The following is a 14,127-nucleotide window of genomic DNA, read 5'->3' as shown; positions in this document are numbered from 1 at the left end:
CTAAGGCGAGGGCGAAAGCCGTAGTCGATGGGAATCAGGTTAATATTCCTGAACCTGCTGGAAGTGACGAATGGGGTAAATTGTGGGTCCTTATTGGATTGGACCTGCTGTGAACCTGTTCCAGGAAATAGCTCCAGCAATATAGACCGTACCCCAAACCGACACAGGTGGACTGGTAGAGTATACCGAGACGTTTGAGAGAACTATGTTGAAGGAACTCGGCAAAATGACCCCGTAACTTCGGGAGAAGGGGTACCTCTTGATGGGCAACCATTGGGGGGTGGCACAGACTTGGGGGTGGCGACTGTTTATTAAAAACATAGGACTCTGCGAAGTCGCAAGACGACGTATAGGGTCTGACGCCTGCCCGGTGCTGGAAGGTTAAGAGGAGCGGTGAGAGCTGCGAATCGAAGCCCCAGTAAACGGCGGCCGTAACTATAACGGTCCTAAGGTAGCGAAATTCCTTGTCGGGTAAGTTCCGACCTGCACGAATGGCGTAACGACTTCCCCGCTGTCTCCAACATAGGCTCAGCGAAATTGAACTCTCCGTGAAGATGCGGAGTACCCGCGGTTAGACGGAAAGACCCCGTGCACCTTTACTATAGCTTTGCAGTGGTATCAGGATTTGAATGTGTAGAATAGGTGGGAGCCTTTGAAGCAGTGACGCCAGTTATTGTGGAGGCACCTTTGAAATACCACCCTTTTGACTTTTGATATCTAACCGCGAACCGTTATCCGGTTCCGGGACCCTGCATGGTGGGTAGTTTGACTGGGGCGGTCGCCTCCTAAATCGTAACGGAGGCGCGCGAAGGTTGGCTCAAACTGGTCGGAAATCAGTTGTTGAGTGCAATGGCATAAGCCAGCCTGACTGCGAGACTGACAAGTCGAGCAGAGACGAAAGTCGGTCATAGTGATCCGGTGGTCCCGTGTGGAAGGGCCATCGCTCAACGGATAAAAGGTACGCCGGGGATAACAGGCTGATAATGCCCAAGAGTCCATATCGACGGCATTGTTTGGCACCTCGATGTCGGCTCATCTCATCCTGGGGCTGGAGCAGGTCCCAAGGGTTTGGCTGTTCGCCAATTAAAGAGGTACGTGAGCTGGGTTTAGAACGTCGTGAGACAGTTCGGTCCCTATCTGCCGTGGGTGTAGGATATTTGAGAGGAGCTGCCCCTAGTACGAGAGGACCGGGGTGGACGTACCTCTGGTGGACCTGTTGTCACGCCCGTGGCACTGCAGGGTAGCTAAGTACGGAAGGGATAACCGCTGAAAGCATCTAAGCGGGAAGCCCCCCTCGAAACCAGATATCCCTTGAGAGCCGTGGAAGACCACCACGTTGATAGGCTGGAGGTGGAAGAGTGGTAACACTTGGAGCTGACCAGTACTAATCACTCGATAGAGTTTGATCTCAGTGCTTCACTTTTGACATGCACAGTAGTCAGATTAGATAAATTGTAGTTGGCCTCAATCGCCGGCGCAGGCATCCGCCTGCTCAGGCTTTCGGGCATCCGCCCGGGACGCGGTCGCGTCCTGATCGGAAACCAGCTAAATCACAAAAAACACACACCCCAAATATAGAATGTATTCATATCTGCTTTTTGCCGGCCTGGTGGCTATGGCGGGAGGCCTGCACCCGATCCCATTCCGAACTCGGTCGTGAAAACTCCCAGCGCCGATGGTACTTTGTCTTAAGGCACGGAAGAGTAGGTCGTTGCCAGGCCTGCAAAAAACAGATACCCCTCATCACAATCTCAATTAAAAGCACCCTCTTCGGGTGCTTTTAACATTCTGTCACCCACAGAACGGGAAAACAGAAAAAAACATAATCGCAACCGACCCCAATTTGCTAAAGCAAAACCCGGGCCGGTGAGACGAAATAAACAACGCGACCGGCTTGGCTTTGCTAAAGCAAAACCCGGGCCGGCTGCAATAAAGCAAAGCTTTAGCGCGGGGTGGAGCAGCCCAGGCCGTCGGCGAAAGCCAGAAGCCCACAAACAAACCGGGCACACAACCCGTACCGGATCCGGAATACACAATCCCCGGACCAAAACATAAACACCCAACGCGGGGTGGAGCAGCCCGGTAGCTCGTCAGGCTCATAACCTGAAGGTCGTAGGTTCAAATCCTACCCCCGCAACCAAGCTTACATAATAATATCAATGCTTTAACTTAATATACCCGACCGGTATATTTATGGACTATGCCATCGCGGACACTTAGTAGAAGTAGGTAAAGCCTGTTTATGTCAATGAAAATTGCGGCCCTTTGGCATGACGGATGTTGTGCGAGGATGGCTCCATAAACCGGGTTTGCCGAGCTGTCGCCTGGCTGCTTTTAAAGTACTTGTCTCTTCCTCCATTTCAGTGATCAGTTGGTCACTCAAATCTTCAATATGGTGGGTAATGATGTGAATAACGCCTTGTTCCGCCTGCATTTCCCCTCTCACGCGGACAATACGGGCGGACAGGACGATGCGGCGATAGGTTTCGAATTTTTTCGGCCAGACAATGATGTTAGCTGTCCCTGTTTCATCTTCGAGTGTCATGAAGATGACCCCGGCGGCCGTCCCCGGGCGTTGGCGGGCAAGGACAAGGCCCGCAATTGTTATCCACTTGCCAGATTTCCTTTTGGGTAAATCACTTGCGGTGAGTGTTCCTGATGCCGTCAGCGAGGAACGCAAGAAAGAGAGAGGGTGCGCTTTCAAGGACAGATGCAAGCTCTGGTAATCTTCGATGACCTGTTGACCGAGCGGCATTGCAGGAAGTACCATTTCGGCTTCTTTCTGGAGGGCTTCATTGGCTGCAGCAGCATGGGAGAACAGGGGTAGCTCTTCAACGGCTCCACGTTTGCCATTCTGCCCTAAAAGGCCCTGGACAGCCCAAAGGGCCGCCCGGCGATCCATGCCGATGGAACGAAAAGCATCTGCATTAGCCAATTCCTCGAGTGTTTTCATATCGATACCGGAACGAAAATAAAGATCACGGATACTGTCATAGCCTGACTGTCGTCCTGCAATAAGCTGTTCACTGCTTGCTTGTTTGACCCCGCGTATCTGGCGAAATCCAAGCCGCAAGGAGTAGTGCCGGGCATCGGGCTCCGTTCGTTCCAGCTTGTAATCCCAATCGCTCTGATTGATGTCCACAGGCAAAACAGTCCCGCCATGTTCCCGAAAATCACGCACCAGACTGGATGCTGAGTAAAACCCCATGGGCTGGGAATTAAGGATAGCGGCAGCAAATATGTCGGGATAGTAACATTTCAACCATGCTGAGGCGTAGGCAAGCAAGGCAAAGCTGGCCGAGTGGCTTTCAGGGAAACCATAATCGCTAAACCCTTCAATTTGACGAAAGCATTTCTCGGAAAAATCAGTTTCATACCCTCGGTTCACCATGCCATTAATAAATTTGTTCTTGAAATTGCCAATATCGCCAGTGCGCTTAAAAGTCGCCATCGCCCGGCGAAGACCATCAGCTTCTCCCGCTGTGAAACCGGCACCGACCATGGCAATTTGCATGGCCTGTTCCTGAAACAGGGGGACCCCCTTCGTTTTTTCCAGAACCGACCGTAATTCTTCAGATGGATAGGATACATCCTCCAACCCCTGCCGGCGCCTGAGATAGGGATGCACCATATCCCCCTGAATAGGCCCAGGGCGGACAATGGCAATCTCGATCACCAAATCATAAAAGTTGGCGGGCTTCAGCCTTGGTAGCATGGACATCTGGGCGCGGCTTTCGATCTGGAAGACGCCCACGGTGTCGGCATGCTGAATCATCTCATATGTCGCGGGGTCATCCCGGGGCAGAGCGGCCAGCGACATGGGGACGCCGTAATGAGTAAACAAAAGATCAAAGGCTTTACGCAGGCATGTCAGCATGCCAAGTGACAAGACATCAATTTTCAAGATACCAAGGGTCTCCAGATCATCCTTGTCCCACTCGACAACGGTGCGGTTTTCCATGGCTGCATTGGAAATAGGAGACAGTTCAATCAATGGATCGCGGGTAATAACGAAACCGCCCACATGTTGCGACAAATGCCGGGGAAAGCCGATCAGTTCCTGGCTCAGACGCAAAACCTGACGGATTGTCATATCCATTGGATCAATACCAATGTCAGCCGCGTCCTCCCAACTTAGGCCGGTGGACCTGCGTCCCCAGATATTACTGGCAAGGGCACTTACCACATCCTCCGACAGGCCCATGGCCTTACCAACCTCGCGAACGGCGCTCCGCGTTCGATATGTGACGACAGTTGCGGCAAGCCCGGCCCGGTGGCGACCATATTTTCCATAGATATACTGGATCACCTCTTCACGGCGTTCATGTTCGAAGTCCACATCAATGTCCGGCGGCTCATCCCGTTCTGCCGACACAAAACGTTCAAACAGCAAATTAACTTCCGTTGGATTGACGGAGGTAATGCCGAGGCAATAACAGACAACAGAATTGGCCGCGGAACCACGGCCCTGACAGAGAATGGGCGGATCGAGTGATCGGGCAAAGCGGACAATGTCGTAAACTGTGAGAAAGTAAGGGGCGTAGTCCAATTGACCGATCAGTTCAAGTTCATGATTGAGGGTTTTCCCTACCGGTTCAGGAATACCGTCTGGATAACGCGATTGAGCTCCGATCCAGGTCAGCCGCTCCAGTTCGATCTGGGGGGTCGGGCTGTCGCCGATCGGCTCATCCGGATACTGGTAGGCCAGCTCATCCAGAGAAAAACGGCATTTGGCTGCAATATCCTGACTGCGCCGCACAGCCTCCTGAAACCCGGGAAACAGGCGGTGCATTGCCGTCGGCGATTTCAAGTGCCGTTCCGCATTGACGATCAGTTGAAACCCAGCTTCCTGAATGGTTGTGTGTTCGCGAATGCAGGTGAGAACATCCTGCAGCGGGCGGCGGTTCGGGATATGATAGAGAACATCATTGGTGACGACTGAGGGGAGGGCTTGGCGGTGCGCCAGTTCCGACAACAGGTCAAGCCGCTGTAAATCATTTCCCGTGAAATGGGCGGTGAGGGATACATAGCTCGTTTTCGGGAAAGCCTTGGCAAGGCGGGCCACTTGCGCCTCAAATCCTGCAGGAATCTCATAAGGTGGCATGGCAATGAAAATCTGTCCTGTGCCATACGCCATCACATCTTCAAATGTCAGATAACATGCCCCCTTCTCCGCCCGTCGGTTGCCCCGGGAAAGAAGCTGTGTCAATCGGCTGTAGGCGGCTTTGTCTGTGGGAAAGCAGAGGCATTCAAATCCGTCCATCAAGATAAGACGAACCCCCACCACCAGTCTGATCCGTGCCTGTTTTGCTGCTTTATGTGCCCGAACAATACCGGCGAGGCTATTTCTGTCGGCAAGACCGACGGCGGAATAGCCAAGCGCCGCTGCTGTCAGGATCAATTCGTCCGGATGAGAGGCGCCGTTCAGGAAGCTGAAGTTGCTGGTTACTGCCAGTTCCACATATGTTGAAGAGGCATTTTGGTCTTCCGTCTTCATGGAAATAACCCGTGCAAATACCAGAGGGGATGGTCCTCTTCGCGATCATAAAGGCCATCGCGAAAGAGCCAGAAACGATATCCGGCGCTATCCTCAACCCGATAATAGTCGCGTGTTTGCAAGGATGTATCCTGTAAAGATGTCCGCCACCATTCGGGGGAAAGCCGTTCTGGTCCATCGGCTGCAATAATGCGGTGCTGCCGCCGCCGCCATTTAAAGCGGAGGGGCGGGCCATCCGGCACCTCCGCAAGGACCATGACAGGTTCGGGAGCGGTGAAAAGCAAGAAGGGACGCGATACTGTTCTCTGGTTGGTCCCTTGCCATGATGTATCCTGTGTCCCGCTATGTGCGGGTATTTTGCGAAAGGCGCGCTCAGGAATATAACTTTCTGCTGGAATGAAACGAGTTACCTTGTCAAAACCAAACCGGTTCCCAAAGCGATCAAGAAGTTGCCCCAGACCTTGTGAGCTTATCATTCCCCCTTTACGGCTCCCCCATGCTTGTTGAATATGAGTGACATTTTCCACGTCGAAGGCGGACATGGTCATGAGATCAAAGCCAAATCCCATATCCAGATCATCCCGGAGGCGAGAGAGATTTTCCTGAAACAAAAGGGTTATATGATCTGCGTCGGCACATAAGCGACTTGTTCCAACTGATAGCCTCTCCAAATGGCCATCAACCCGGAACAGGCGTAACTCCAGCTGTCTGGCCCCTTTTCGCATCTGTTTTAGTTGCCTCATCATGCGCTCGGCAAGGATGCCGAGGACAACTTCAACGGCTTCAAGCTGGATGACGGGTTCTATAAAGGGATAGCGGACATGGTAACTTGGCGGCGGGACCAGGGGGCCGAAAATTTCCGGCACGGCCCCCGTTGCTTGATGAAGCCGCTTAATCAGCTGCGGCCCGAATCGGGTTGTGAGCGGGGCCTGTGGCGCATCCAGTAACGCATTAATATGCCGTAAGCCTAGTTGCTTCAGGCGCTTAACGGTCCTGTCCTCGAGACGCAGCGCGGTCAGGGGGAGAGGGGCGAGAAACGCGCGGGTTTCCCCTTCTTCAACCACTGTAATTGTGGTTTTGCCAAATCGCGCTGCGGCCCATGCCGTGCCAATTGTATCCGCAATGGCAAGCCGTGGGGTCAGGTGAAATTGGCGGATTTTTTCCGCCATAGCTTCGAGCATGGCCTGCTCTCCGCCAAAAAGATGGGCGCAACCACTGATATCAAGGGCGAAACCATCTGGTTTATGTGTTGTGACCATCGGGCTATAGCGCAGGCACCAAAGGGCCAGCTGTTCAAGAGCGGCGGCATCCGCATCCGGCATTGTTTCCGCCGTGGCAAGAGCCGGGCAAAGGGCCCGTGCATCGGCAAGAGGTAAACCAACTGTGATCCCTGCGTCTTCTGCCGCCATATTTATGCTTGTGATATGCTGGCCTCGCGAGCCGCTTGCAACCAGGGCAAAGGGTGTTTTTTGCCGCAGGGCCTTATGTTGTTCCTGTCCGATAGTCATATTCTTCTGGAGATACCGCTCCATTGACCAGTGGGGTAACCAAACGGAAAGAAAACGTCTCATGATCCCACTCCAACTGCCAACTGTCAGGCCGCCCCCGCTTGCATCTTGTTAACGTTACCTGCCAACGGGGACGGCCTGTGGCCGATATTTTGCTGTTGCTGTATTGCACTGCTGCGCTGCTGCGTGATGCGATAGACCACCGGGTGATGGCGGCCGTTGATTTATGGCCTGCGTCGGCCCCTGCGGCGGTATGATGGCGTAGCAACAGCAATGTTCCGCCATGACGGGCCGCGCGTACCGACAGCCGGCGGCTTGCGGTAAAATCATAGAGTTTTTCAGGCGCTGTATAGGCCCCGACAACCAGGGGGCAGGCCGGAGAGGAAAGCCCCTCTTCCAAGACCCAGAGCATTTCTTTTTCACACTGAACACTCACATGCAGAATGGTCTCGGGCGAGAGCCCAAGAGAAGACAGTCCTTGCGGATAAGGGGATGCAGGGAAGTCTGAATGCCTGCCGAGATTGCACCAGAGGATGGGGGTTGTTTTTGCCGGTTCCATAAGATGAAGAAGACAGGTCATAAACCCAAGGGCCGCTGGAAAGTCGGCATAACAACCGGGAATAACCTCATGAACGCCCCCACGGGGTAATCCGCCATCCGGTAATGTGCCATCAATAGCGGAGATTAGAAAAGGGGCGGCTTGTGGGAAAGAGGGGCGTGGGGAGGACTCCAGCGCAATATGGCGCGTTTCAATATGTTCCCTCAACTGGGTGAGCATGTGTCGTTTATAGGGTGACATTCTTGTTCTGGAATCCTGTTTTATGGGTTCACGGGAACAGGACAATATAAAGAACAAAACAAGAACATTCAAGTTAAAAGATTCTAATTCCAGGCTTGTGCCATGTTAACCATTACTTGAATACATGCCCTCTTCTGCCGCCGTAAACGCCTCTCTTGACCAGTTCTTATCTTCATTGAGGGTTGCATATGGGAATTTCTGCGTAAAATCGTTCAGGGCAATTCCCATATACATGGCAGGCAATGTGCCGCTATCCGTCAGCTCTCCTTCATACCAGCCATACGTCACGACATCATAGTTTGGATTTCTTGAGTTTTGACCCCCGATAGCTGATGGCGTTGAGTAATCCGGTTTTGGCATGGCAGTTGAAATACGCGAAAGACTGGTCTTTTGCCCGCACGACACTCATCTCATGATAAAGATGAAGCTTGGCATCGGCACCGGCTTTTTCATAATGCTTGATACCGGCATTGAAAATCGCAAGATGCGTCTTGGTCTTGACCCAGACTTCAAGATCGGAAAGAGCATGCCAGGCGCTCAGGCTATAGGACTTTTCCGTGGGGCCATCGTCAGAATGAAGATCCATATATCGATTAAAGAAACAGCCAAAGCTATTGCCGATATCCCGAATTTCCTTCATGCCCTGATCGAGGGCCGGTTTCACCTTCTTGAGATAGAATTCTCTTTCTTCTTCCTTGGTTTCGGACCAATCCTGACCTGACCGTAAAAGACACATATTTTCCTGCGGCTCGACAGTTATGTAGCAACCCAGGGTTTGCCCGTCTTTGCCAAGATCCGCCTGCGGATATCCCTGCGGCGCCAAGGCATCCGTTTGCGCTCGGGGAATTCGATCCCGCGCGCTGCCCCAATATTCATGGGTGTCGGTATCGCCACTCATATGATCGGCAATCTTCGAATACCCTTCCGGATGTTGGTGGGAGAAAGTCGTCTCGGTGTCGACAATTCCCGGTGTGTAAACTTCCCGGAAAAACCCCAACTCACCCTCCAGCTTCGCCCCCGAATGCCACCAATCTGACGGCAGCCCCTTTTCCCATTTATTAAATTTGTCCCGGCTATCCCAGTATCCCACGATAATCGAGTTTAAATATCCCGCTTCGTCCGCATAGTCAGCCAGATCCCAAAAAGACGGGCCGTTTTCAGACGTGAAGCCCGTCTTCAAATTTTCGATTGCCTTTATGGCAGCGACATCCCCCTCTTTTTTGTACTGAACACCGAAATAGGCCATGGGCAGAGTTTTCACCCTTGGATCAAACCTGGCCGAATAATTAGGGTGGGTCGGAACAAAATCATCCGCGGCATTCAACGGCCGCGTTCGTTTGACACGCAAATGCTCAGGAATTGACGGTTCTAAATTTTTTGGCATATAAATATCTCCATTGTTTTCAAATATTTACAACATTGAAATGACCAAAAATTCGCTATAGTTGTGAATTGTAATAAACCTGTGGCGCGCGGCACCGCAAAAGCTGGCACCCTGGAAGCGGCCTATATTCCTGGTGCCGGAAAGCCGTAATATCCTGCCCGGCTATTTATCCTGCCGGGGCGTGGAGGCGAGGGTCAGGAACGTCCGGTCTTCCCGGATCAGGAATTTTTCTGCTTGCGCGAAACGGTAATTTTCCTGGCCCAGCGGGTCCGTCGCCAGGCGGGCGCGATAAGCCTCATAGGCCGCGAGACTGTCGATGTTATACACCCCGTATGCCAGCGTGCTGGAGCCTTCATGCGGCGCGTAATAACCGATCAGGTCGGCGCCGCAGCGCGGGATCGCCTCGCCCCAGTTGCGGGCATATTGCTCAAACTGCTGTTTTTTTGTGGGATCGATGTGATAGCGGATAAAACAGGTAATCATGATGTCTTCCTTTAGGGCATAGGGTCCATTTGCTGAAGTGACATCATATTAACCCTTGGTTCCCCTTAATGCTTCGGTTGTCATCGAACTATGAAAGAAGGGCCGGACATAGACCGGCTGGGGGCGCTTATCGGCGATCCGGCGCTGTGTTCAGTGAGCAGCTCCATGGATAACTTCGCAAGATCGATTTATCCGGCGATCGCCATTTCGGCTTGCTCAGGTTGCTGTCCAGGAAGGATCATTGTAACGGTAGTCCCGACACCGACCTCAGATTTGATCTGCAGCGTACCGCCCAAAGCTTCAATATATTTCAATGCCAGAGATAACCCCAGTCCAGCTCCCTCATATTGCCGTTGCAACCCTCTGTCGGCTTGTCCAAATGCGCTAAAGCAGGTTTCGATTTCCTCTGCCGGAATACCAATCCCGCTATCTGATATGGATATCCGGATATCTCCATCTTCAGTAAAACAGGCTGCCAGTTCCACTTGACCGTCCCGTTGATTGAATTTAACCGCGTTGGAAAGAATTGCCCCCAGAGCCTTTTTCAATAATCGCTGGTCCGTCGTACAGGTGAACGGTCGCGATGGAAGGTTCATCGAGAATATTATACCGGCAGCTTCTGCACGTTCACGTGACATCTCTCCCATACGGGTCAATAAATCTGTAAGGTTTAATTGTTCATTCTGAAGCGTCAATTTACCGTCTTCTATTCTTGCAAAATCCAGAACATCGGTAACCGTCTCCAGTAGCTTGGCGCCACCATCATAAATATCCTTGGAATATTCAATATATTTGGGAGAGCCAAGGGGGCCAAGAAGTTCGCCATGCATGATTTCAGCAAAACCCATGACGGCATTCAGCGGGGTTTTAAGTTCATGACTCATATTGGCAAAAAATTCAGTTTTCGCGCGATTTGCCAATTTGGCTTGTCGCGTGGCAATCTTCAGAGCCCGTTCCCGACGGATGGCGGTTCTCTCGGTTTTTACGAAATCGTCTATATCCCGCATCAACAGGATCAGGTCGCCGCTTTCTTCCTCATCTATGCGGGTTACCGCCAAATCCGCGTGAAACGCTTTTCCGGACGCCCGTTTACATAATATGCGTAACGGTTCGGCCGTGGTTACGGCTTGTTTGAGGACTTCCTCGAATGAAAGATTGTGAGTTAGTTTCGACGGCACATAATATTCCGACATACTATGCCCGTTAGCCTTCGCTTGCTTGACGTTAAAGATGCGTTCCGCCGCAAGGTTTAAGGTCTCGATCTTGCCCGCTTCATTCGTCATAATAAGGGCATCGAACGCATTTTTTGCGACATTTGCCATCATGGCTTGAGATTTTAGCCGGGCGAAGCGCTCGGCAACAGCGCGGGCTGCCAACTGACGAAAGCGGATGAGAAAAATGAGCGTTCCGGCTAAGGATGTTCCGACAATAAACGGCGCGACCGGAACTAAAACCGTGCTGTAGGACTGAATAACCGCCGCTGTAATGAAAATGACGATATTCAGGCCTATAACGGCAACCAGCCCTTTTCCCGGGGTCTTCCTCCGGCTAAAAGCGACGACGGCGGCAATGGCAAAAAACAGTAAAAGATATGTCAAGGTCTTTGAAAGCGGCTGCAGCGCCCGGTCTGTCATCAGTGACTGGGCGGCAAGCGTTTGCACCAGAACACCTGGCAAAGATTTATATAGGGGTGTGGCGACATTATCGCCAAGTTCTACAGCTGTGGCGCCAACAAGGACAGTTTTCCCGTTAAAAACAGAGGGGTCAACCGCACCACCTGCGACATCGGAAAAAGAATACCGTTCGAATGAGTCCGGCGTAATACTGTAATCTATCCCGAAACCCTGAACTGATATGCTGCGGTCTGTCGTCCACCCTGCCTGTAGCGCAACGCTGGTGGCAATGGAGGGAATAACCTGACCGTTCCAATCAAGAAACAGGGGTTGGCGCCAAAGCAGGCCGTCAGATTCCGGAAATATATTCGCCGAGGCTATCTCGCTATAGGGAAGAAATCTCGGCAATGGGCCGAGGTCGACAAAGCGCCCGTCAGCATCGCTCCATTGACGAAAGGCGGCGAGAACTGTTCTGCCGTTACGCCGTGCGAGAGCCTTTTCAAAGGCCAGATCCTCGGTGTCGCTGCTGGCAAGGCTGAAATCCACGTCAAAAATGACAGTACCGGCACCGGCGGCCGTCAGCCGGTCAATCAACAAGGCATGAAGTGAACGCTTCCAGGGCCAGGTCCCTATTTCCCGCAGGCTTTTCGGGTCGATTTCGACAACGACCAGTTGCGGGTTTCCGTCCCGTATATCCAGTTTGAAGCGTTGTTCCAGCAAGGGGCGCTCAACAAAATCGAGCATCCCTGACCAAAAGGCTGTAGCCGTTAGAATAAATGCGAAGACTATTACTACAATTCGAGAAAGCAAAGCACATCGCTCCAGATAAAGTTAGGAATGTTTTCCAGGGTTTGGGAAGCTGGAATTCGCATACTGAATCATCGATATAATAGTCTTGGCGACGGGCCAGCTTGCAGCGAATTTATCAAAAGCCGCCCAAAGTCTAGCATTTGATAAATTTCTGAATAAAAGCACTTGGCCTAAACAATCAGATTGGCGGGTTGCCATTACCGTTATTACCATTATTACCGTTGCCGTTGTTACCTTTACCGTGATTGCCGTTATTGGATCCAGCAACACTGTTTTCGTTGGGGCTACCACCACCTCCGCCATTGCCACCGCCATTGTTTCCGTTGTTTCCGTTGTTTCCGTTATTACCGTTGTTCCCGTTGTTGGAACTTGCATTGCTGTTTGCATTTGACGAATTCGAACTTCCGGTCGAACCGGTTGAAACACCTACTGAGTTCGCGGAAACACTTGCTGTCATCCCGACACCAACCGCGGCCGTCCCGCCGTCATTTGCATTGGAGACGGAGACGCTTCCCTCCTCCACGCTGACAGCGGCTGACTGATCGCTGACATCGACACTAAATCCGGTTCCTTTCACCACCGCCACGAGATAGCGTGTTTTGACAGAGAATGTGCCGGATTTTCGTTTTTCAATCGAGTAACCGACCTTGCCCTCGGTTTGACTTACGACCGTTGTGGCGTCAGCATCTGCCTCAGGCGAGATTTCGATGACGGCATCAGGGCCCATCTCGATCTTGTCGAAACCATGGACAATCAGGGCTTGCCCTGTCCCAAAGGTTCGTATTTCAACATGCGCGGGAAGTTGCAGATTATTGCGAAGCGTACGCCAGGTAGGATCATTTTTGGCAGGCCGCCATTGTGCCGACCCCTCAACATACAGCACATCCCAATATCCTGAAGATTTTGCTTCTGATGGATCAGATGCGATTATATGAAGTAGATTTATACTGGCAAAGGTAACTAATCCAATAAAAATGAACTGGAATATTCTATTTTTAATAGAATCAAAATTTAACATGGTACTCTCCAACAACTCGCTACTATTCTCCAATAATTTATTATAATATTTATTAATTCAGAATATTTGGTTAACGAAAATGCGAATAATCGGTTGTTTATACTTCCAGTTACTTGCTACCGGCGCATGCGTGAAATGATTGCGACACCCACTTCGGTGTGTTTATGTGCGGCATACAGGTAGTTGATATCCCGTCCGGAATTTGGACTGCCACACCCAGTTTACAAGTCCGCCATGAGATTGAGGGTGGCCAATGGTCAGGCCGCGCCATATTAGCCCTTGTTTCCCCTTAATGCTTCGGTTACCATCGAACTATGAAGGAAGGACCGGACATAGCCCTGCTCGGCGCGCTTATCGGTGATCCGGCGCGCGCCAATATGCTGACGGCCCTGATGAGCGGCAAGGCCCTGACCGCGAGCGAGCTGGCGGCGGAGGCGGGGGTGACCTTGCAAACAGCCAGCTCTCATTTGGGCAAGATGGAAATCGCGGGGTTGCTGCATTTACGCAAGCAAGGACGGCACCGGTATTTCTCGCTGGCCGATGATGATGTGGGCGGGTTACTGGAAGTGATGATGGGGCTGGCGGCCAAGAAAGGCCATGTGCGAACCCGGACCGGCCCCAAGGATCCGGCGCTGCGAAAAGCCCGTGTCTGCTATAACCATCTGGCCGGTGAGATGGGGGTGCGGGCGCTCGATAGCATGATCGCGGCGAAACATTTAGTCCGGGATCGGGAAGACCTGGCATTGACGAGGGGCGGGGTGGCGTTTTTGAAGGGTCTGGATATTGATGCTGCGTTGCTTGAAAAATCCCGTCGGCCCTTATGTAAATCCTGCCTCGACTGGAGTGCCCGCCGCAGCCATCTCGCCGGATCCATCGGCACGGCGCTGCTCGATCGCTTTTATGATCTGGGCTGGGCCACACGCCTGGAGGGATCGCGGATCGTGGCCTTTTCCGCCTCTGGCGAAAAGAAGTTTCTGGAACATTTTCCGCTGCTGCGGACAGACCATGCGTAACG

The 14,127-nt window shown here is 52.2% G+C and carries 9 protein-coding genes, 1 tRNA gene and 2 rRNA genes (1 of these 12 only partly in view); 4 read left to right on the top strand and 8 right to left on the bottom strand.

The features are described from left to right. From NBZ79_RS14895 to NBZ79_RS14885, 3 genes are all read left to right on the top strand, one after another. Positions 1-1,409, top strand: a 23S ribosomal RNA gene (locus NBZ79_RS14895); it begins 1,337 nt to the left of the window's first position. 196 nt (positions 1,410-1,605) lie between these two features. Further along, positions 1,606-1,720, top strand: a 5S ribosomal RNA gene (gene rrf, locus NBZ79_RS14890). Positions 1,721-2,063: 343 nt separating this feature from the next. Further along, positions 2,064-2,140, top strand: a tRNA-Met gene (locus tag NBZ79_RS14885). 105 nt (positions 2,141-2,245) lie between these two features. Here NBZ79_RS14885 and NBZ79_RS14880 read toward each other — a convergent pair. The 8 genes from NBZ79_RS14880 to NBZ79_RS14845 form a co-directional block, all read right to left on the bottom strand. After that, positions 2,246-5,497, bottom strand: a complete 3,252-nt coding sequence (locus NBZ79_RS14880; RefSeq protein ID WP_251933335.1) for an error-prone DNA polymerase — start codon at positions 5,495-5,497, stop codon at positions 2,246-2,248. Further along, positions 5,494-7,068 (bottom strand): Y-family DNA polymerase, encoded by a 1,575-nt coding sequence (locus NBZ79_RS14875; protein ID WP_251933334.1) that lies wholly within the window; start codon positions 7,066-7,068, stop codon positions 5,494-5,496. The genes NBZ79_RS14880 and NBZ79_RS14875 overlap by 4 nt, the downstream gene beginning before the upstream one ends. Beyond that, the gene (locus NBZ79_RS14870; RefSeq protein ID WP_251933333.1) at positions 6,980-7,804 is read right to left on the bottom strand and encodes an ImuA family protein; all 825 of its coding nucleotides are present in this window, start codon (positions 7,802-7,804) and stop codon (positions 6,980-6,982) included. Before NBZ79_RS14870 ends, NBZ79_RS14875 begins: the two co-directional genes overlap by 89 nt. A 105-nt stretch (positions 7,805-7,909) precedes the next feature. Further along, on the bottom strand, positions 7,910-8,092 hold the full coding sequence (locus NBZ79_RS14865) for a hypothetical protein (protein WP_251933332.1): 183 nt from the start codon (positions 8,090-8,092) through the stop codon (positions 7,910-7,912). Between the two features lie 4 nt (positions 8,093-8,096). After that, positions 8,097-9,188 carry a phenylacetaldoxime dehydratase family protein gene (locus tag NBZ79_RS14860; protein WP_251933331.1) on the bottom strand — a complete coding sequence of 364 codons (1,092 nt, stop codon included), beginning with the start codon at positions 9,186-9,188 and terminating at the stop codon, positions 8,097-8,099. 162 nt (positions 9,189-9,350) lie between these two features. Next, complete coding sequence (locus NBZ79_RS14855; protein ID WP_251933330.1) at positions 9,351-9,671, bottom strand: NIPSNAP family protein; 321 nt, start codon at positions 9,669-9,671, stop codon at positions 9,351-9,353. A 188-nt stretch (positions 9,672-9,859) separates the two neighbouring features. Next, positions 9,860-12,028: a CHASE2 domain-containing protein gene (locus NBZ79_RS14850; protein ID WP_251933329.1), complete on the bottom strand. Its 2,169-nt coding sequence runs from the start codon at positions 12,026-12,028 to the stop codon at positions 9,860-9,862. 244 nt (positions 12,029-12,272) lie between these two features. Continuing rightward, positions 12,273-13,112 carry a FecR domain-containing protein gene (locus NBZ79_RS14845; protein WP_251933328.1) on the bottom strand — a complete coding sequence of 280 codons (840 nt, stop codon included), beginning with the start codon at positions 13,110-13,112 and terminating at the stop codon, positions 12,273-12,275. Between the two features lie 314 nt (positions 13,113-13,426). Here NBZ79_RS14845 and NBZ79_RS14840 point away from each other — a divergent pair, with 314 nt between their 5' ends. Then, on the top strand, positions 13,427-14,125 hold the full coding sequence (locus NBZ79_RS14840; protein ID WP_251933327.1) for an ArsR/SmtB family transcription factor: 699 nt from the start codon (positions 13,427-13,429) through the stop codon (positions 14,123-14,125). The last annotated feature ends 2 nt before the right edge of the window (positions 14,126-14,127 follow it).

It is taken from the genome of Sneathiella marina (assembly GCF_023746535.1).
Taxonomy (GTDB): Bacteria; Pseudomonadota; Alphaproteobacteria; order Sneathiellales; family Sneathiellaceae; genus Sneathiella; species Sneathiella marina.
Note: the sequence above shows the minus strand (reverse complement) of the source record. Positions and strands in the feature narration are given on the sequence as shown.